Source organism: Legionella lansingensis (assembly GCF_900187355.1).
Lineage (GTDB): Bacteria > Pseudomonadota > Gammaproteobacteria > Legionellales > Legionellaceae > Tatlockia > Tatlockia lansingensis.
In genome coordinates this window covers 1,453,456-1,472,211 of the sequence record NZ_LT906451.1, presented here as the reverse complement: position 1 = coordinate 1,472,211, position 18,756 = coordinate 1,453,456, and the positions used below count along the sequence as shown (strand labels likewise).

The window sequence follows — 18,756 nt, the reverse complement described above, 5'->3', positions numbered from 1 at the left end:
TTGTTAAAAGTCAATATAAACTTAAGGCTAATTGGAAGGTCAAGCCACGGTAATTCGGTTTTGTTTTTGGTAAATTAAACTTGAAGATTGAGTACAAAATTAAACAAAAAATTCTCCAGGATTAGAGTTTGGTTAACACTAATATTTTGGTTCAATTTTCTCATAATGGCATTAAGCTCATCCAATTGGCTAAATAATGCAGGTGGCTTAAAATATTTCGATAAGTCATACAATGAGCTGGATCCATTTTTCTCAGAGTTAAAACCCACTAGCTGATAATAGAGCATTTGAGAATTTAACAAATACAGCAACCAGATCAGGTCACCAAATTCATGTTTAGTCCATTTTGTTGCCAATGCGCAGACCGAAGTATGTCCGTTCATTACATCTAATAAATCCTGAATAATGATAGGGTGTTGCTTGAAAATTTCCCCTCTCACACTAGTTTCTGTATAACTTTCCCCTATGGTTAAATAATCAGCCTCTAAGATTTCAGCAAAAGAAAAGCGCCATTGTTGGCAGCGACTTAAGATCGTTGGCAAAATGGTACTGATTTGCTCTGCGATTAAAACAAACATAATTGTAGAAGGTGGTTCTTCGAGAAGTTTTAATAGCGCATTTGCGGCAGCAGGATTCATCTTTTCTGCGGGCCCAATAACAATTAGCCGTTGGCGACCTAATTGCGGAGAAGTAAAAGCAATTGTTTGAAGATCCCTAATTTGATCGATCTTAATCATGCCACCTGTTTTCTCTGGTTGGACATAATAAAAATCAGGATGCTCTTTTAATGTCAGTAATCGACACGATTTGCATTCACCACAAGGTTTTTTTTCATGGGTACAAAGAATGGCAGCAGCCATTTTATAGGTAAAATCAACGATATGTGCAGACTGATGTCCAATAAGTAAAAGGGCATGGGGCAATCGTTGATTTTCATACATAGAGCAAAAACGATCCCACCATGCCGTGTAATCTTTTGCTAATTCAGATGGCTTAAGTAATTGCATGATGAGCGATGAATGTTTTAAGTTGCGTAATAATGTCTTCTTGGACTTTTTCTAGCGGTTGACTTGCATCAATACAGATTACATTATCCATTGTCTGAATCATCTCATGATAGCTATTAAAAACATCAGTAAAGAAAGCTAAGGATTCCTGTTCAATACGATCGGCCGCACTACGCTTTCTGGCTCTGACAAGACCTTGCTCGGGTTTAATATCTAAAAAAATAATCAAATCAGGTTTGAAATTCTGCAGACAAAACGTAGACAACGTAGAAATCATTTCTTGAGCCAAATGTCTACCTCCTCCTTGGTATGCGAACGTTGATAATTCAAACCGATCTGCCAGAACCCAAGTCCCTTTATTTAGTGCAGGACGAATGACTTGCTCTAACAATTGTACCCTAGCTGCATAGAGCAGCAATAGCTCGACACGGGGATCCAGGCTTTCATTAGGTACATTTTCTTTAATGAGGTTTCTAACCGTTTCTCCTACACGTGTTCCTCCAGGCTCACGAGTGATTATCATCTCAGGAAGAAAGTCTTGCAGATATTGTCTAATGGTTTGAATAGCAGTGGACTTACCCGCACCTTCAAGCCCTTCCACTACTATAAAACGTCCCTGTTTTGTCATAATGCCCCTTTGTCTCGGTATTGAGAGATAGCTTGCTTCTGTTCCTCATAGGTCACAGAAAATTGATGGGAGCCATCACCTTTTGATACAAAGTAAAGATAATCCGTGGGTTGAGGATGAGCTGCTGCATCTATCGCTTCCTTACCTACCATTGCGATAGGTGTCGGTGGCAGACCACGGTAACGATAGGTGTTATAAGATGAAGCGACAGCTAAATCTTCATGGGTTAACTTACCGTGATAATTAGGTCCAAGGGCATAAATAACCGTGGGATCCATTTGCAAAGGCATATTCTTCTTTAAGCGATTAACAACAACACCAGAAATTAATTTTCTCTCTGAGGGTAAAGATGTTTCTTTCTCCAAAATGGATGCGGCTATTAATAACTCATAAGGGGACTTGTAAGGTAATCCAGGACTTCGATTTCTCCAGCAATAATCCAAATATTGCAATAAATTACGATTCGCTAACTTAAGTAAATCTTTTGCCTGACTGCCTGCATTATAATAATAAGTATCAGCAAGTAATAAACCTTCCGGACTTGGATGGTTACCCTCAATTCCCTGCCAATCATCTATGTTATGCTCTAAAAATCGAGCATTACTCAAATTAGCCTTTACTTGAACAAGCGTTGTTCCTTCTATAATGCTGAAGGACTCTACCAATACTTTGCCAGCAACAACTTTATTCAGAAATTGCATAGCAGATTCGCCTGGTTGCACCTCATAAATTCCTGCTCGCAAATGAGGGGCTAAGCCTTTTAACTTAATGAAAGACAAGAACAGGCGATTTGACTGAATGAGTTGTTTAGCTTTTAAACTGGCCACAAAAGCCGATGCAGAAGTATTCTTATGAATGGTAACGATGACTGGCTTCTCACCAGTCACCATCGGCTTGCTGTACAAACTATAAGTAATGTAGCTGATAACTGAAACACCAATCAAACCTAAGGCGAGACCGCTCAGAAAAATGAATTTAAGCAAGCGACTCATTTACACTCGCTTAAATATCAAACTTCCGTTAGTGCCTCCGAAACCAAGAGAGTTGCTTAATGCAATATCGATTTTTCTTTCTTGTGGTTGATATGGCACGTAGTTCAGATCACAGCCTTCATCTGGATTGTCTAGATTAATCGTAGGAGGAGCAATTTGATCTTTAATAGCAAGCACGCTGAAAATAGCCTCAACAGCACCAGCAGCACCTAATAAATGTCCTGTCATGGACTTTGTCGAACTAATAGCAAGCTCATAGGCATGTTCCTTGAAGAGTCGCTTTACTGCTTTTGTTTCATTTAAATCATTCAGATAAGTTGAGGTTCCATGAGCGTTAATGTAGTCAACCTCTTTAACATCAATGCCTGCATCATCCACAGCAGCAGCCATTGCTCGTGTGGCTCCATCGGCATCCTCATCGGGTGCAGTAATATGGTAGGCATCACCAGACATCCCGAAACCAATTAATTCAGCATAAATAGTCGCCCCTCGCGCCTTAGCATGCTCATATTCTTCGAGAACCAATATCCCAGCACCCTCACCCATTACAAACCCGTCACGATCCCTGTCCCAAGGTCGTGATGCTTTTTCAGGCTCATCATTGCGTTTTGATAATGATCGTACTGCTGAGAAACCAGCAAGACACAACGGTGTCGCTGTCATTTCCGCACCACCACAAATCATAACATCGGCATCACCATAAGCGATCATTCGACCAGCCAAGCCAATATTATGTGTTCCCGTAGTACAAGCAGTAACTACTGAAATGTTAGGACCTTTTAATCGATGTTTGATAGAAATCTGTCCTGCTACCATGTTAATAATGCCAGCAGGGATAAAAAATGGCGATACTTTACGAGGCCCGCCAGCCATGAGTTTTTCTTGATTATTAGTGATGGTCTCAATGCCACCGATTCCAGCGCCAACGGCCACGCCAGCACGTAAAGAAAGTCGGTCATCGATGAGCAAACCCGAATCAGCAAGTGCTTCTTCTGCGGCTGCCATGCCATATTGAGTAAACACATCCATTTTGCGAGCTTCTTTAAGCGGCACGTAGTTTTCTATGTTAAAGTTTTTAACCTTAGCCCAAATTTTAGTGGAATATTCGGTTGTATCAAAACCTTCGACCAACCCCACGCCGCTCTTACCAGCTAAAATATTTTGCCAGGTTTGTTCTACATTTAGACCGACTGGTGTAACCATCCCCATGCCGGTAACAACAACACGCCGCTTAGTCAATGAAAAACTCCTCGAAGTTATTAAGCTTCTTCTTTGTTAAGATTTGCTTCGATGTAATCGATCGCTTCTTGAACGGTGGTGATCTTCTCAGCTTTTTCATCAGGGATTTCTGTTTCAAATTCCTCTTCTAGAGCCATCACCAATTCAACAGTATCAAGTGAGTCAGCACCTAAGTCATCAACAAATGATGCAGTGTTTTTCAGCTCTTCTTCTTTAATGCCCAATTGCTCAATAACAATCTTGCGAACTCGTTCTTCAACTGTACTCATAACTTGTGTTTCCTCTTCGGTTAAAAAAATTCCTGTAGGCTAGTTTATTCAATTATACAAAGAACGCAAGCCTATATTTAATCCATATACATTCCACCATTCACATGAATGGTTTCACCAGTAATATAATTTGCATAATCAGAAGCTAGAAATGCAACGGTTTCAGCAACATCATCAACTTTTCCGAAACGCTTAAGAGGAATACGCTTAAGCATTTCTTCTTTTACCATCTCTGGTAAGGCGCTGGTCATATCGGTATCAATAAAACCTGGTGCTACTACATTCACGGTAATATTGCGACTACCAATTTCCTGCGCTAACGATTTGGAAAATCCTACAACTCCTGCCTTGGCAGCCGTATAATTAGCTTGCCCAGAGTTACCACTAGCGCCAACAACGGAACCAATGCTGATAATACGACCCCATCGTGCCCGAAACATGGGTTTAAGACAAGCCTTCGTTAATCGAAATATAGCATTTAGATTGGTTTCTATAACTTTATACCATTCTTCGTCATCCATCCTTAACAATAAATTGTCACAGGTGATGCCAGCATTATTCACAAGAATAGAGGGTGTTTTATCCAAATCAGCAAGTTGAGTCATTAAATCATCAACCCCTTCTCTGCTGGTTACGTCAAGGACTCTTCCTTCTCCCACTAAATTTTCTTGGCTGAATGTGTTTGTGATTTGCGAAGCACCCTGCCCTGTTGTGGCTGTTCCAATCACATAAGCTCCCTTCTGCGCCAGGGTTAAAGCAATTGCTTTACCGATCCCTCTGCTCGCGCCAGTAACTAGCGCAATTTTACCTTGTAAATTTGCCATGCCCGATCCTTAAAAAGATTCTTCAACCGATTGAGCTAGAGCTTGCTCCAAACTCGCGACATCATTAACGCTAAGCGTTACTAAGGTTTTATCAATTCGTTTAACTAAACCACTTAAGACCTTGCCTGGTCCACACTCGATAACGCGCTCTACACCACGTTGCCTCATTAATTGTATTGTTTCAACCCACTGTACAGGTCGATAAAGTTGTTCCTTGAGTAGCGTACGGATATCACTAGGCGATTGGTAGGTGCTCAAATCAACGTTGGAAATGACGGCAACTTCAGGAGTTCTGAAGTTTGCATTAGCTAGCTCTTCTGCAAAAGCATTCGCTGCGTCGCGTAATAAAGGACAATGACATGGAACACTTACTGGTATAATTTTTGCCATTCGTGCACCCGCATCTTCTGCCAACTTTATAGCCTCTTCCACTGCTATTGCATGTCCAGCAATAACAACTTGTCCTATGGCATTATAATTCGCAGGGGTAACTTGATATTCGGAATTGCTAGCCCCTTCACAGAGACGTTCTACTTGTTCGTCAGTTAGGCCAACAATGGCAGCCATAGCACCACGACCCCGTGGAACAAATTTTTGCATCAATTCACCACGTTTGGCTACAAGTTGTGCTGCATCAGGCAAATCAATCGCACTTGAACAAACCAAAGCAGCATACTCACCTAAACTATGTCCTGCCATGATTTGTGGTTGAAGAGCTCCTAATTTTTGTAAAAGCCTAAAAACAGCAACATCAGCCGTGAGCATGGCGACCTGAGTATGTTCTGTTTGGTTTAACCGCTCCTCAGATCCTTCTTGGGTTAGTTGCCATATATCATAGCCAACGCGCTCTGAAGCCTGAGAAAACGTATCTCGAATTAAAGAGTATTGGGAAGCCAGCTCTGCTAACATCCCGACAAACTGAGAACCCTGACCAGGAAATACAAATGCAGAATTAATCATAAGTAATTATATGCTCCAATATAAGCAATTTAATAACGAAGAACCATAGCACCCCAAGTCATTCCTCCCCCAAAAGATTCTAATAGAAGTATGTCACCGCGCTTAATACGTTTTTCTTTAATCGAATAATCTAAAGCTAAGGGGATAGAGGCTGCTGAAGTATTTCCTTGCTCTTCAATAGTCACAATAACCTGTGACATTGGTAAATTTAATTTCTTGGCTATGGCTTGAATAATACGAATATTAGCTTGGTGAGGAATCAACCAGTTGATATCTGACTTTTGTAAATGACAAGCTTGCAGAATTTCATCAACAATATCACCCATGATGTTCACCGCAATCTTAAATACCTCATGGCCACGCATTCCTATGAACGCCTTCTTATCTTGAGAAGTATAGTTTGGGTAAGTTAACAGGCAATCAACATCATGAGAAGCGTGCAGTGTGCTCGCCAAAATACCTGGTTTATCGCTTGCGCTCAAGACCACAGCGCCAGCACCATCACCAAACAACACGCAAGTTGATCGATCTGTCCAATCAAGGCCTCGCGACATGCTTTCACTACCCACCACAAGAACATGTTTGGCATTGCCCGCAGCAATGTATTGTCTGGCTATATCCATAGCATATACAAAACCACTGCAAGCAGCACCCACATCAAACGCAGGAATAGGTTTATTTATCTTAAGCGCGTGCTGAACATGGCAAGCCATACTGGGGAAAAAATGATTTGGTGTGCAAGTAGCAACTAAAATTAAATCAATATCATTTGCCTCTATATCCGAGGAGGCAACGGCTTTCAGAGCCGCTTGAGAAGCCATATAAGAGGTGGTTTCATGCTCTGAAGCAATATGTCTGCTACTTATACCAGTACGAGAGTAAATCCACTCATGACTGGTATCTAGACTGGATTCTAATTCTTGATTGGTAACAGAACGTTCAGGTAAATAACTGCCTGTCCCAGCAATAACGGCATTTTTCATAGCAACAAACCTTGATTAATAAACTCCGTAATTTGATCACGTACCAAATCGACCACATTATTTTTTACTTGTAACGTTGCTTCTTCAATAGCATGCGCAAACGCCAGGTCACTTGCGCTACCATGACTTTTAACAACTATACCATTTAATCCAAGCAAACTAGCACCATTGTATCTGGCAGGGTCCATTCTCACTTTCAAGTGGCCTAAAGCAGGTTTAGCCAGTATTCCTACAAGTTTAGTTAATACATTTTTTGAAAAAGACTCTTTCAGTACTGCGATCATTAGCTTTGCTAAGCCTTCACTTGCTTTTAAAGCTACATTACCAACAAAGCCATCACATACAACCAAGTCGACTTGACCCGAATAAAATTGGTCACCCTCCACATAGCCGATGTAGTTCATCAAATTGCACTCAGCAAGCATATGGGCGGTACGTTTGACCTGATCGTTTCCTTTGATTTCCTCAACGCCAATATTAAGTAAGCCAATTTTGGGTTTTGCTTTCTTATCAACCGCTTGTATTAATGCAGATCCCATAACTGCAAACTGAAAAAGATGCTCTGCGCAAGAATCAACGTTGGCACCTAGATCAATCACCCGGGTTTTACCTTTCGCCGTAGGCAATTCCGCAATAATGGCAGGTCTATCGATGCCTGGTAATGTTTTGAGAACAAAGCGGGCAGTAGCCATCAGTGCGCCTGTGTTTCCTGCACTGACACAAGCCTGTGCACGCCCTTCTTTTACCAAGTTAATGGCAACCCGCATGGATGAATCTTTCTTGTTGCGCATCGCATGAGATGGCAATTCATCCATCGTGACAACCTCAGAGGCATGAATTACCGAAAATTGATTGCTGTTAGCTACGCTAATTTTTTTAAGATGCGCATTTACCTGATTTTGATCACCAACCAATAACAACTTCAAATCAGGGTTGTGTCGAGCAGCACGAACACAAGCAGGAATCACGACCTTTAAACCATGATCCCCACCCATCGCATCAATAGCAATGGTGATATTTTTCAAGCGATTACTCTTGTTCGTAATTGTTATCAGTATCTAAAACTTTTCTACCACGATAATAACCATCAGGTGTAATGTGATGACGTAGATGTTTCTCGCCTGTGGTAGGATCCACCGATAAAGTTGGTGGAGTTAACGCATCGTGAGAACGACGCATATCACGCCGAGAGCGTGATTTCTTATTTTGTTGTACAGCCATTGTATTACTCCTAAACGATTTGCGTTTGCTGGGGCGGAATATTACCGATTTTTTAATAGTAATCCAAGTATTACTTAGTTAATTTCGACTTTATTGCGCTCTCAACACCAATAAATTTATCTACATTATGATCACAATCACTACTCTTTGCATGCAATTCCGGGATATATAGATGCAATTCGTCAGTTACTAATTCTTTCAAGTCAACTTGATTATTATCAGCAACAACACATTCAAACTGCTCCATCAATTTGTCAGCCATTTCATCACAGCTAACAATTGCCAATTCCGATGTATTATCATAATGATAACTGAACTCTTGCAAACATCTTTGACAGATAATGCCGAGGTTTGATTCAACATTTAAATGTAACAAATAATAGTCATTACATTTTTCTACAGAAAAATGACAATTAACAGTGCAAGGCGAGATCAGATGCGTCGGTAGCCTTTCACGTAGTTCTAATACGATATGCTCCCCCTCGGCTTTAGCCGATAGGGTTTTTAAGTTAATCAACATCATTTAAATAGGTATTGGAAAACGGTTTATAAAATTTATCAATTATACACCAAAATAATATTGGAGTATTATAGCATCTAAAATTTGCAATTTTTTATACAGATTGATATCTATGAAAGCTAAGGTTATTGTTGGCATGTCTGGCGGAGTCGATTCCTCTGTCGCAGCATGGTTGTTGCAAGAACAAGGTTATCGTGTTGAAGGCCTGTTTATGAAAAATTGGGAACAAGATGATACTAACGGCTACTGCGCTGCCGCTGATGACTTAGCTGATGCTCAAGCTGTTTGTGATCGACTACGTATCCCTCTGCACGCAGTCAACTTCTCAAGGGAATATTGGGACCGGGTTTTTGCGTATTTTCTTGATGAATATGAAAAAGGCAGAACTCCAAATCCTGATGTTCTTTGTAACAAAGAAATAAAGTTTGATGCATTTTTAAATCATGCCCTCACTTTAGGCGCGGATTATATCGCCACTGGACATTATGCAAGAGTCCACTTAAATCATGGTACTGGCGAACTGTTTAAAGCTAAAGATAGAGAGAAAGATCAAACCTATTTTTTGCATGCTGTTGCCCCTAAAGCATTAGCTAAGACTTTATTTCCTGTTGGTGATTACCTTAAAAGCCAGATAAGAGATTTTGCCAAACAATTGGGATTGGTCACGCACGCGAAAAAAGACTCCACGGGGATTTGCTTCATTGGTGAAAAAAGGTTTAAAGCTTTTCTGAAGGAATTTCTTTTAGCCAAACCAGGAGACATCAAAAATACCATAGGTGAAACATTAGGTCGACATGATGGTTTGATGTTCTATACATTAGGTCAGCGACAAGGTTTGGGTATAGGAGGACGGCAAGCTTCTCACGATTGCCCCTGGTATGTTGTCGATAAGGAAATAGAAACCAACACCCTCATCGTAGCCCAAGGCAATGATCATCCTATGTTATACTCTCAAGGTTTGGTATGTGGTCCCATTCATTGGCTGACCGATTGTAGCGATAAATTACCCTTGACATGCTATGCAAAAACTCGCTACCGCCAAGAGGAGCAAGCTTGTATTGTTTCACCAGCGGCTGATAAGCAACACTATGTTATGTTTTCTAGTCCACAAAGAGCAGTAACTCCCGGGCAATTCATCGTCTTTTATGAAAAAAATCAGTGCTTGGGTGGGGCTACAATAGAACAAATTATTCGATAATATTGTACAATTAGAAAATAATCATTGAGTACATACTAGATATTTTTTGGAGTAAAGAAATGGCAGCAATTAATGCTTCTCCCACCTCTTCGGGCATTTATTTTTCTGTAAGTGCCGCAGATAAAGTCGCTTCTTTAATTGCAGAAGAAGAAAACCCGAATCTGAATTTACGGGTCTTTGTGACAGGTGGAGGTTGCTCCGGCTTTCAGTATGGCTTTACTTTTGATGAAAAAATCCAAGAAGATGACACAGTTATTGAGCAAACGTGTTCTAATGGGCAATCCTCTGTGAAACTACTAGTCGATTCAATGAGTTATCAGTATCTCAATGAAGCGGAGATTGATTATGTGCAAAGCATTCAGGGAGAACAATTTGTTATTCGTAATCCCAATGCAAAAAGCACCTGTGGTTGTGGCTCATCCTTTAGCATAGAAGATGAGGATGAAGATAATTAACCCTAATAAGGCAGCACGACTACCTTAGTTCCTATTCTTATGAAGTTACGATGCAACCACAACGCATCACCCGGAGTTACACGAATACAACCATGGCTGGCGTTATAATTCGGCACATCATAAGAGCCATGGATAGCGTAATATTTACTGTAAAACATACAATACGGCATTTTTGCTCCTCCATTAGGAAGAGGATAACGACTCGAACGACAACCTGCCCCTCCTTTGCTGATGATCCGATAAGTGCCAGAAGGAGTCTTACAAGACCGTTTTATGTCAGAACAATATTTGCTGCCCCCGGAAGCTTTACCCGTTCTAATCACTTTACCGTTTTGCACAGCTTTCCAGCGGAGTGCACGAGGATTGAAGATAAAGGTATTCGACGCCAGAGTTAAATAAGGACCATGAGGATTGATATTCGCTGCATGAACAGGAGCATGAGCATCAAGATATAGAACAGAAAGGCCAAATAAAACCACTGCAGGCCAATATTTACGAGGTCTTAATTCTTCCATGACAACACCCTTGAACTATACAAGCCCTGAATTTAATATAGTCCAAAATTTAAACAATTTCCGCTTCTTCAGCAATCCATCGATTAGTACCTGATTCTTTGATTAAAAATTCGATGAATTCTTGATGTCTTTGCAACTCTTGTTCATTAGCGTACACCACAGGTGAGCGACTCATTAACGTTTCGACGGAGTGTTTAGTGGTATTGGTTGCAATGCCTGCGAGTTCAACCTCATTATCGAAGAGCGTAGCCTGCCCCCCAGTCATTGCCAAATAGACAGAAGCTAAAATTTCAGCATCCAGCAAAGCACCATGAAGAGCGCGATTAGAGTTATCAATTTCATAGCGTTTGCAAAGTGCGTCCAAGCTATTTCTTTGCCCAGGATGTTTTTCTCTCGCCAGAATTAAGGTGTCACAGACAGAACAGTAATCATGGATTAAAAGAGGCCAGTCGAGCAATTTCAACTCAGCATTAAGAAATCCTAGATCAAAAGTGGCATTGTGAATAATTAACTCGGCGCCTCGTATAAACTCAATAAATTTTTCGACAACCTGTTTAAATAAAGGCTTATCTTGCAAAAATTCATTACTGATACCATGGATACGAAAAGCACCCTCATCCACTTCACGTTCGGGGTTAAGGTAGACATGGAAATGGTTTCCAGTTAGCTTGCGATCAAGTAATTCAACGCAGCCAATCTCAATGATCCGATGACCAAATTCGTGACCAATACCTGTCGTTTCCGTGTCTAGAACAACTTGGCGCATAGCAGAAAAATCCTAAGACATGAGCAGAAGGGATTTTATCGTATAAAAGGCAAAACTTAAACGAGCTAATTGATCTTATGAGAAACCTGAAGCAGTGTTCAAATTCAGTAAATTCAATTTTGGTCTATACCTTATAGGTTGTGATGGCGCTCACAGTTTCGTGAGGCAGAATAACACGTTTATTAGCAAGGGCAAAAAATACCCTTCTCACTATATTATTGCTGATGTACTCGTTGAGGGTAATTTCAACCCAGAGCATTGGTATTTCTTTTTAGCAAAGCATGGTTTTGCCTCGATAAGTGGTTTGCCCGACAAGCGTTGGGGAGTGCTTGTTTCATTGCCTAAGAAGGAAGCACTCTACGAAAGGGGAAAGCAACCTACATTGGACGAATTACAGAGTTATTTTGATAACTTATCAGCCATCCCCGGTAAGCTGTCTGATCTTCGCTGGATTTCGCATTTCCACACGTATTTAAAATCGGTTGATAATCGCAAACAAGGCCGCGTCATTTTGTGCGGTGATGCAGCCCATCAAGTCAGTCCGTTAACCTCTTTGGGTATGAATTCAGGTTTGCTTTATGCTGGAAACTTAGGATGGAAATTAGCACTAGTCTGTTAAAAAGTAGCAAACGAATCATTGGTTGATAGTTACGATTATGAACAGAAGCAAACCCTAAAGCCTGCAAAACTTCTATCTGATATCAATGAAAAATCTTTTTCAATGACGGGTATAATTTCGCGAGAATACAGAGATCACATAACAAAACTTATGATGCAGTTTGAACCTGTTATGAAATATTTCGGTGGAATATTATCACAATCCAATGTTCGCATTGCTAAGAACCCCTATTGTTAATGAGTTTGTAGGCTTGCCTATTTATTGGCCATCAAAACTGCATTTATCGGAACATACTTCATGTTTGGTAGCCTGGTCTGAATTCGGCAAAGGTCCCAGGCCTGGTGAAAGAGCCCCTGATGTTTATAATGCAACCAGTAGCAAGAAAAATGAAATGCATTGGCTATTGAAAATCGACTCGCAGGAAAACATGGTTTATTCCTTTTTGCGTGCGGCAATGAACTTCAAAATGAAATGATTGTTGAAATTAATACAATTTTTCAGAACATTAACGCACATTATAGTCAATGGATAAATGTTTACCTGGTGGTAACAAACTACGATCCTGAAAATTATAATTGGCCTGATCAACTCATTTTTGACAAAGAGAATAGGATTCACGAGCGATATGGTGCTGCTGGTGAGTATCTTTATTTGATTCGCCCTGATCACTTCGTTGGTTTTCGCAGTATCCCTCCCCGCTGGGATAAGCTGGAAAGTTATTTGAAAAAAATTTTTAAGTATTAATTGTTACAAAAACTATTATCTTTCATAGCAGAATGCTAATAATCGCTTAAGCAATCATCAGTTTTATAACAGCTATTTTTGTTTATAATAAGGCTCAATGTAAAAACCGGAAGTATAGATGGGGCTTATAGTTAATTTATCTACCATACATGATTATTCAATCAATGAAACGGTTTCCGCTTTTGTAAGACTTTGTAATCAATATAGCTACGGTTGCTTACAGTGTATGCCCGGCTTTTTTCAAACGGGTACAAATTACGCATGGGTGATGGCTCAATATAAGTTAAAATATAAATCACTTATAGAACCATATAAATTAGGAAACATTTCTACAGAGGATTTTTTAGATAATTTAGCCGAAATTTTTTATTTTATGGATGATATGTCTACAGGTGAACGTAACAAATTGTTGAAAGAAGCATGGAATGCAAGTATCAAAATGAGCGAACATACTCAGGATAGGCTGAGACAGTTAGTTGAAAAAGCAGCGTCGGAAAAAGTATATTTAATCTCCAATACCAATGAACTAAACATACAAGCCATACTGGATTTATTCAAAGAGCAATACCCTGATTTACCATTCAAAGAAAAAATTGATATCAGCATACAAGACAATAAAGAGCCAGTGGAAATTTTACCTAACATCTACTTATGCTTGTCTTATCGATTTAAAACCTTTAAATCTGAAAACGTCACAACTGTAAGTCTGGTTGAAGAATTAGTTAAAGAAAATCAAGATGAGGAGTTCACTGTAGTTAGTCAATATGCAGGGGATCTTAAGAAGGCGGAGCAGCTTGGAATCATCCATATTCAAAAAGCAGAAGAGTTTTATTTTTCAGAAGCGACAGATTTATTAGTAAGGAACTCGCAATAGCTACAGTAAATTAAACTGCAACCTCTTGTTATTCCTCTTTCCATGGTTTAGGTTCAGTCTGAAATGGACTGCGACTTTTCTCCTTGGCACTCGCTTCTTTAGTCTCTAAAGATGGACTCCCTTGGACTTCTTGATCAAGCGTGGTATTAAATTCCTTAAGTCCAGTCAGTACTTGCCCTTGCTTAGTACTCCCAAACGGTTCGCTACGTATATCGTCTTGTAATTCCCCTCTTATCTTACTGGCAGTTCCTTCGTAGAGCTTTCCGGTACCAATTGACAGCATATAATTATCATCTGGGACCAGGTTTATTTGATGAGTATAGAGATTAGTTTGTAATACCTGGCTTCCACAACAAAAATTACTGCAATTTATTGCTTCTTTTTTGTAAAATTCATCTTCTTCTTTCTTACTTCGAAATGTCAATTTAGGTGGAGACTGATTAAGTAATTGTTGCCTGTACTGCTTTTGTTCCTCATCGTCATCCTTATCTAGAACATTCTGCTTAAAACTTTCAATAAAAAGAGAATCTTGTTTACCAGGAATCAGATTTTGAAGAAAAATTAAGTTTTCTATTTTCTTATTCATTTCTTGCTTGTCTTGTGTCATCTCTTCCTCCAACAAATCAAAATTTGAGAATTAACACCCTCAACACCTGACTAATCTGCTCATAAGTATAGTCAAAACCGGAAAGTTGGGAGCCAGGAGAGACGTAATCATCAATTTAATTTATTGATTAAATTGATGATTTTATCCTGAATTCATACGTTTAACTATACTTAAACATAAAGCCAAATATAAACGCAGATTAAAATGATGGCAACCAAAAAACAAAAGCAAGCAACAAAGGAAAACATCGAAAAAGCTCAAGAGACTTGGCAAGAAATGAGTTCGAGAGAGCGCTCCAGGAGACAACCAGAGAAACCTGAATGAGAAAAACCTGGTCTAGGTGGTGAAGGAGATTATTATCATATTGAAGTTCGACCAAAAGGAGAATTTCAAACCTTTCGTACTCAAGATGTGGGTGAAAAAGGCGGAGCACAACGTGTTGCTGGCAAAAAAAGCAGCGGATCCTGGGCAACGCAAAAATGGTTAATCAGTAAAGATAAGGCTTATGTTGATGAAGCAGGCTACTTGCGAGGAAAAACAGAAGGTATCAAAAAAGTATTAAAACGTCTGGGTAGTGTTCCATGTAGAAAAGAAAAAGATCATTTTACTGCCAAACCTAGAGAAAATGTGCCCGAAAAGAAAAAACCTACAAAAGCACAACAAAAAGCTAGACAAGAAAATATCAAAAAAGCTCAAGAGGCGAGATATCATCATTAAAGGAGACACATCATGCCATGGACTAAATCCGATTATCCAGACTCCATGAAGAATCTGGACTCATCTATCCGAAATAAGGCCATTGAGATCGCTAATAAATTGCTTAAAGAAGGGTACGGAGAAGGTCGAGCCATTGCAATCGCAATTGATCGAGCCAAGAAAAAGAAAAATTAAAATTAGGAGAGCGAGCCCTTTATAGAGCTAAGCAGTATGGTCTTAATACAGCGAGGCGCTGAGAAGTCCTCTCATTTTGAGAGCGAAGCAAGAACCTCCTTGTTGGGACTAGATTCAGGAAAAATCGCGTCCTACGGTCAGCACGCACATCCACCTAAGTTTTGCTTGACAGCCTGAAAGCTCGACGTACCACGACTTGTCCGTGGCATCCATACGTTCGGAATCCATTACTCTGAACAAATGGATACGCGGACAAGTCAGTACGTCGACATTTTAAAAAATCAACAAACTAATTCATAATAGATCACCCATATCAGGAACCAAATCAAACATGGGAAATCTGAGCTGTTATACTAATTCACTTTAATTGCCTCCAACACGATCACCCTATCGGCCATCCGAATAGTTTCTTTTCTATGAGCAACGATAATCTGCGTGATTTCCAGCGATTTTAATGCTTGATTAATCTTTCTTTCATTATCGACATCCAAGTGACTGGTTGCTTCATCCAAAAAGAGTAATTTAGGCTTCTTATACAGGGCCCTGGCCAATAATATTCTCTGTTTTTGACCACCTGACAAGGTTGATCCCATTTCTCCAACCAAGGTTTCATAGCCCATCGGCAATTTACTGATTGCCTCATGAATACAAGCCAATTTAGCTACGCTATAAACTCTTTCAAGATCAATATCTTCTTCCTCAAAAAAAGAAATATTTTCTAGAATCGAACCCGTTAACAAGACATCGTCTTGCATTACGGAGCCCATTAGATTCCTATAGTTTTTTAATCCATAATCGATAATCGGCACGGTGTCTATATAAATCTCGCCACTGCTCATGTGGAGTAAACCCATCATCACTTTTAATAGAGTCGATTTGCCACATCCGGATGGACCCGTAATCACGACTTTTTCACCGGCATTTATCGTTAAGCTAACATTATTCAAAATAAAATTTTCGTTTGCATTGTATTTAAAATTGACATTCTTCAACACCAAATCTCCCCTTGCTTGTTCCGCTTTCCCACACCCTGTATTAATGGATTCAGGTTCTTGAAACAGGATGTCACCTAACCGCCGCAACTGGATTGAAATCAATTTATAGTCCACGAGGTTTTGAATCAGCGAAGAAGCTTTATTGACAAGTAAAAGGCGATAGGAAAGAAAAGCAATCAGCATCCCAACAGAAAACGCATTCATGAAAATAAGAGAAGTGCCAACACAGATCACTAAAATAGGTTCTAGATGAAACAATAACTGACTCACCGCATCATAAATGACATTTATCTTGGAAACACTGATGTCAGCATTTAACGAATGAATATAGTTATTCCTCCACATACTAAATCTAACTCGTTCTTTTAAGAATGATTTGATAGGCATGATGCCCTGGAGTGTTTCCAGGAAAACTGAAGCTGCTTTAGCATGCTGTACAATAGATAACTCCGTTTGCTTTCCTAGGGAACGATAAGACAAACACCGGATGCTTAAGTAGATGGATAATGAGAAAATGACTATTAGGGTGAGAATTCGACTATAAACCATCATCACAACAAGGTTAATGATTATCATCAGCCCATCCAATACCGTGTTTACAAAATCTGTGCTTATCTTTTTCTGAATTTGATCGATGGATTGTACCTTCGACTGAATATCTCCTTTGTGTCTCTTTTCAAAAAAATCCAAAGGCAACATTAAAAGATGTTTAACCACATTGGCTGAGAATTGATCTGTTAAATGGTTTGTTAGATAGATAACCATATTGCCGCGAATATAGCCTGTAAAGACCTGGATAATGATTAAAATAACAAAAGCGAAAGCAACCGCATATAAATTGCTAACATTACTTGAACTCACCACATCATCAGTCACATATTGGATGAACAGAGGATTCAATAAACTTAAAATTTCGATAGACAGCGAAAGCAAAACCAATAAAACAAGGTACTTATTTATTCCATGAACCGTTTTGACCAAATCATATAAACTCAGCCGATTTTTTTCTTTGATTTTCTTAAAATGATCGGATTTCTCAACTTCCAGTACAATACCTGTAAAGAGTTTAGACACTTCATCCATTCCACACTGTCTAACCCCTATGGCTGGATCATGAATGACAATGGCATCTCTTTTCACCTGCTTAAGAACCACGAAATGATTCATGTTCCAATGGATAATAGCAGGGGTTTTGACTTGCCCCAGCTCACTTAAGGATACCCTTAATGCTCTTGTTGTAAACCCAAGTTCTTCGAGTAAATCTTTTAATACGAGTAAGCTTACCCCATGCTGAGAAGGTTTATGGAGTCTTCTCAGAACATGGAGATCCAGATCATGGCCCCAGAAGTTGCTGATCATTGCGATGCAAGCATGGCCACATTCTGCGATCTCATCTTGCAGAATCATGGGTAATCTTGGACCCCTTTTAAATTGCAGAACAGCATCCCCATAACTCATACGAACAACATCCCGTAAAAACTGTATAAAGGGTCCAACATCCATTGCCATGCTTTTCGTTTTGAGCCCACAATGATTGCTGATAAGGTCATACCATGTTGTATTTTTTTCTCTCTTCCATAAACCATGACATGCTGCTTTTCTAACTTAGCCGTGATTTTGTAATAAGGCTCCCCTATGCGTATGGGCTTCTCCTCATCCTCGTCTGTTAAAATGCTTTGGCTAATATCTTTAATGACAGCTCGATAGACCCCAAAACGTTCATAGGGATAAGCATCATAACGAATCATCACCTTATTCTCCTTACTTAAGAAACCCGCTTGTTTAGCGGGAACAAATAGTTCCGCAACTAATTCGGAATTATTCGGTATGAGTTTGACCAAGGGTTTAGCAGCATGGGCATATTGGCCTTTTTTAAACATCGCACCGGCAACCATCCCATCAATGGGGGAGCGAATAAGATACGACCTGCTCTGTTGATATTTAATCATCTCCATCTCGATTAGATTTCTTCTATGTTTAAGCGCTATCAGCTCATCTTTTTTCGCGTTATACTCCATTAGCGAGATATATTTTTTTTCTAATAGCGCTTTCATGGCGTGTAAATATTGCGTTTTATTAGTAATTTCTTTTTCAACGAATACTTTATTTTGTTTAAGTTGTTGGCCAATTTCATCGTTGTATTGATATCCAGCATAGGAGGTATCAATCAAAAACAATTGCTCTCCCTTTCTAACGCTATCCCCTTGCTTGTGATACCGTTCAATGATAAATCCATTCGTTTTTGGATAAACCTGCACAGCCGCCTTTGTGGAATTGACATAACCTGTCACCACGAATCTTTCAGAAAATTCAGCAAAAATAAAAAACAAAATAAGCAAAAGTACCAGTACCGTGAAACCAATAGTGACAATTGTATACTGTGGTGGAATATTCATTGAGACCGAACCATACATTTGTCCCAGCTTATTTTGCATAACCTCAGATCGAA

Annotated in this window: 23 protein-coding genes; 7 read left to right on the top strand and 16 right to left on the bottom strand. The window is 39.6% G+C overall.

Features of this window, described 5'->3' with window-relative positions; all coding sequences use genetic code 11:
* Window positions 1-74: 74 nt before the first annotated feature.
* The 11 genes from CKV79_RS06685 to CKV79_RS06635 form a co-directional block, all read right to left on the bottom strand.
* Complete coding sequence (locus tag CKV79_RS06685; RefSeq protein ID WP_035915728.1) at window positions 75-1,007, bottom strand: DNA polymerase III subunit delta'; 933 nt, start codon at window positions 1,005-1,007, stop codon at window positions 75-77.
* Window positions 994-1,638, bottom strand: coding sequence for a dTMP kinase (tmk, locus tag CKV79_RS06680; RefSeq protein WP_028373606.1), 645 nt, complete (start codon window positions 1,636-1,638; stop codon window positions 994-996). Before tmk ends, CKV79_RS06685 begins: the two co-directional genes overlap by 14 nt.
* Complete coding sequence (mltG, locus tag CKV79_RS06675) at window positions 1,632-2,627, bottom strand: endolytic transglycosylase MltG (RefSeq protein WP_035915732.1); 996 nt, start codon at window positions 2,625-2,627, stop codon at window positions 1,632-1,634. Before mltG ends, tmk begins: the two co-directional genes overlap by 7 nt.
* On the bottom strand, window positions 2,628-3,866 hold the full coding sequence (gene fabF / locus CKV79_RS06670) for a beta-ketoacyl-ACP synthase II (RefSeq protein WP_028373608.1): 1,239 nt from the start codon (window positions 3,864-3,866) through the stop codon (window positions 2,628-2,630).
* A 20-nt stretch (window positions 3,867-3,886) separates the two neighbouring features.
* Complete coding sequence (acpP, locus tag CKV79_RS06665) at window positions 3,887-4,135, bottom strand: acyl carrier protein (RefSeq protein ID WP_028373609.1); 249 nt, start codon at window positions 4,133-4,135, stop codon at window positions 3,887-3,889.
* A 77-nt stretch (window positions 4,136-4,212) separates the two neighbouring features.
* Window positions 4,213-4,959 carry a 3-oxoacyl-ACP reductase FabG gene (gene fabG / locus CKV79_RS06660; RefSeq protein ID WP_028373610.1) on the bottom strand — a complete coding sequence of 249 codons (747 nt, stop codon included), beginning with the start codon at window positions 4,957-4,959 and terminating at the stop codon, window positions 4,213-4,215.
* A 9-nt stretch (window positions 4,960-4,968) separates the two neighbouring features.
* Window positions 4,969-5,919: an ACP S-malonyltransferase gene (gene fabD / locus CKV79_RS06655; protein ID WP_028373611.1), complete on the bottom strand. Its 951-nt coding sequence runs from the start codon at window positions 5,917-5,919 to the stop codon at window positions 4,969-4,971.
* 29 nt (window positions 5,920-5,948) lie between these two features.
* Window positions 5,949-6,902 (bottom strand): beta-ketoacyl-ACP synthase III, encoded by a 954-nt coding sequence (locus tag CKV79_RS06650; RefSeq protein WP_028373612.1) that lies wholly within the window; start codon window positions 6,900-6,902, stop codon window positions 5,949-5,951.
* Window positions 6,899-7,927, bottom strand: coding sequence for a phosphate acyltransferase PlsX (plsX, locus tag CKV79_RS06645; protein ID WP_028373613.1), 1,029 nt, complete (start codon window positions 7,925-7,927; stop codon window positions 6,899-6,901). Before plsX ends, CKV79_RS06650 begins: the two co-directional genes overlap by 4 nt.
* Window positions 7,928-7,931: 4 nt before the next feature.
* A complete protein-coding gene (rpmF, locus tag CKV79_RS06640) occupies window positions 7,932-8,123 on the bottom strand; it encodes a 50S ribosomal protein L32 (protein WP_028373614.1) in 192 nt (63 codons plus the stop codon).
* Window positions 8,124-8,193: 70 nt separating this feature from the next.
* Window positions 8,194-8,646 carry a YceD family protein gene (locus tag CKV79_RS06635; protein ID WP_231950234.1) on the bottom strand — a complete coding sequence of 151 codons (453 nt, stop codon included), beginning with the start codon at window positions 8,644-8,646 and terminating at the stop codon, window positions 8,194-8,196.
* A gap of 109 nt (window positions 8,647-8,755) precedes the next feature.
* On the opposite strand from CKV79_RS06635, the gene mnmA reads away from it, so the two are divergent.
* Both mnmA and erpA read left to right on the top strand, forming a co-directional pair.
* Window positions 8,756-9,841, top strand: coding sequence for a tRNA 2-thiouridine(34) synthase MnmA (gene mnmA / locus CKV79_RS06630; protein WP_028373616.1), 1,086 nt, complete (start codon window positions 8,756-8,758; stop codon window positions 9,839-9,841).
* Window positions 9,842-9,900: 59 nt separating this feature from the next.
* Window positions 9,901-10,296, top strand: a complete 396-nt coding sequence (gene erpA, locus CKV79_RS06625; protein WP_028373617.1) for an iron-sulfur cluster insertion protein ErpA — start codon at window positions 9,901-9,903, stop codon at window positions 10,294-10,296.
* A 2-nt stretch (window positions 10,297-10,298) separates the two neighbouring features.
* On the opposite strand, the gene CKV79_RS06620 is transcribed toward erpA, so the two are convergent.
* Together CKV79_RS06620 and dnaQ are read right to left on the bottom strand one after the other, a co-directional pair.
* Window positions 10,299-10,811, bottom strand: coding sequence for a L,D-transpeptidase (locus CKV79_RS06620; RefSeq protein ID WP_028373618.1), 513 nt, complete (start codon window positions 10,809-10,811; stop codon window positions 10,299-10,301).
* A gap of 49 nt (window positions 10,812-10,860) precedes the next feature.
* Window positions 10,861-11,577 (bottom strand): DNA polymerase III subunit epsilon, encoded by a 717-nt coding sequence (dnaQ, locus tag CKV79_RS06615; protein WP_028373619.1) that lies wholly within the window; start codon window positions 11,575-11,577, stop codon window positions 10,861-10,863.
* Between the two features lie 160 nt (window positions 11,578-11,737).
* Here dnaQ and CKV79_RS06610 point away from each other — a divergent pair, with 160 nt between their 5' ends.
* The 3 genes from CKV79_RS06610 (at window position 11,738) to CKV79_RS06595 (ending at window position 13,814) form a co-directional block, all read left to right on the top strand.
* Entirely contained in the window at window positions 11,738-12,196 is a 459-nt protein-coding gene (locus CKV79_RS06610; RefSeq protein WP_161634056.1) for an FAD-dependent monooxygenase, read from the top strand.
* Window positions 12,197-12,592: 396 nt separating this feature from the next.
* Window positions 12,593-12,940, top strand: a complete 348-nt coding sequence (locus CKV79_RS06600; protein WP_154660313.1) for a hypothetical protein — start codon at window positions 12,593-12,595, stop codon at window positions 12,938-12,940.
* 118 nt (window positions 12,941-13,058) lie between these two features.
* On the top strand, window positions 13,059-13,814 hold the full coding sequence (locus CKV79_RS06595; RefSeq protein ID WP_028373623.1) for an HAD family hydrolase: 756 nt from the start codon (window positions 13,059-13,061) through the stop codon (window positions 13,812-13,814).
* Between the two features lie 28 nt (window positions 13,815-13,842).
* On the opposite strand, the gene CKV79_RS06590 is transcribed toward CKV79_RS06595, so the two are convergent.
* Window positions 13,843-14,421, bottom strand: a complete 579-nt coding sequence (locus CKV79_RS06590; RefSeq protein WP_028373624.1) for a hypothetical protein — start codon at window positions 14,419-14,421, stop codon at window positions 13,843-13,845.
* Between the two features lie 411 nt (window positions 14,422-14,832).
* Here CKV79_RS06590 and CKV79_RS13910 point away from each other — a divergent pair, with 411 nt between their 5' ends.
* A complete protein-coding gene (locus CKV79_RS13910) occupies window positions 14,833-15,138 on the top strand; it encodes a hypothetical protein (RefSeq protein WP_197697235.1) in 306 nt (101 codons plus the stop codon).
* 12 nt (window positions 15,139-15,150) lie between these two features.
* Window positions 15,151-15,312 (top strand): DUF2188 domain-containing protein, encoded by a 162-nt coding sequence (locus CKV79_RS13880; protein ID WP_165475299.1) that lies wholly within the window; start codon window positions 15,151-15,153, stop codon window positions 15,310-15,312.
* A gap of 353 nt (window positions 15,313-15,665) precedes the next feature.
* On the opposite strand, the gene CKV79_RS06580 is transcribed toward CKV79_RS13880, so the two are convergent.
* Together CKV79_RS06580 and CKV79_RS06575 are read right to left on the bottom strand one after the other, a co-directional pair.
* Window positions 15,666-17,816, bottom strand: a complete 2,151-nt coding sequence (locus CKV79_RS06580; RefSeq protein WP_081778091.1) for a peptidase domain-containing ABC transporter — start codon at window positions 17,814-17,816, stop codon at window positions 15,666-15,668.
* Window positions 17,762-18,703, bottom strand: coding sequence for an HlyD family secretion protein (locus CKV79_RS06575; protein WP_161634057.1), 942 nt, complete (start codon window positions 18,701-18,703; stop codon window positions 17,762-17,764). The genes CKV79_RS06580 and CKV79_RS06575 overlap by 55 nt, the downstream gene beginning before the upstream one ends.
* Window positions 18,704-18,756: the final 53 nt, after the last annotated feature.

Excerpts from the sequence above, each read along its gene's own strand:
- CKV79_RS06685 (WP_035915728.1), bottom strand. The coding sequence starts at position 1,007 with ATGCAATTACTTAAGCCATCTGAATTAGCAAAAGATTACACGGCATGG.
- mltG (WP_035915732.1), bottom strand. The coding sequence starts at position 2,627 with ATGAGTCGCTTGCTTAAATTCATTTTTCTGAGCGGTCTCGCCTTAGGT.
- acpP (WP_028373609.1), bottom strand. The coding sequence starts at position 4,135 with ATGAGTACAGTTGAAGAACGAGTTCGCAAGATTGTTATTGAGCAATTG.
- fabG (WP_028373610.1), bottom strand. The coding sequence starts at position 4,959 with ATGGCAAATTTACAAGGTAAAATTGCGCTAGTTACTGGCGCGAGCAGA.
- fabD (WP_028373611.1), bottom strand. The coding sequence starts at position 5,919 with ATGATTAATTCTGCATTTGTATTTCCTGGTCAGGGTTCTCAGTTTGTC.
- CKV79_RS06650 (WP_028373612.1), bottom strand. The coding sequence starts at position 6,902 with ATGAAAAATGCCGTTATTGCTGGGACAGGCAGTTATTTACCTGAACGT.
- rpmF (WP_028373614.1), bottom strand. The coding sequence starts at position 8,123 with ATGGCTGTACAACAAAATAAGAAATCACGCTCTCGGCGTGATATGCGT.
- CKV79_RS06635 (WP_231950234.1), bottom strand. The coding sequence starts at position 8,646 with ATGATGTTGATTAACTTAAAAACCCTATCGGCTAAAGCCGAGGGGGAG.
- mnmA (WP_028373616.1), top strand. The coding sequence starts at position 8,756 with ATGAAAGCTAAGGTTATTGTTGGCATGTCTGGCGGAGTCGATTCCTCT.
- erpA (WP_028373617.1), top strand. The coding sequence starts at position 9,901 with ATGGCAGCAATTAATGCTTCTCCCACCTCTTCGGGCATTTATTTTTCT.
- CKV79_RS06620 (WP_028373618.1), bottom strand. The coding sequence starts at position 10,811 with ATGGAAGAATTAAGACCTCGTAAATATTGGCCTGCAGTGGTTTTATTT.
- dnaQ (WP_028373619.1), bottom strand. The coding sequence starts at position 11,577 with ATGCGCCAAGTTGTTCTAGACACGGAAACGACAGGTATTGGTCACGAA.
- CKV79_RS06595 (WP_028373623.1), top strand. The coding sequence starts at position 13,059 with ATGGGGCTTATAGTTAATTTATCTACCATACATGATTATTCAATCAAT.
- CKV79_RS06590 (WP_028373624.1), bottom strand. The coding sequence starts at position 14,421 with ATGACACAAGACAAGCAAGAAATGAATAAGAAAATAGAAAACTTAATT.
- CKV79_RS13880 (WP_165475299.1), top strand. The coding sequence starts at position 15,151 with ATGCCATGGACTAAATCCGATTATCCAGACTCCATGAAGAATCTGGAC.
- CKV79_RS06580 (WP_081778091.1), bottom strand. The coding sequence starts at position 17,816 with ATGGCAATGGATGTTGGACCCTTTATACAGTTTTTACGGGATGTTGTT.
- CKV79_RS06575 (WP_161634057.1), bottom strand. The coding sequence starts at position 18,703 with ATGAATATTCCACCACAGTATACAATTGTCACTATTGGTTTCACGGTA.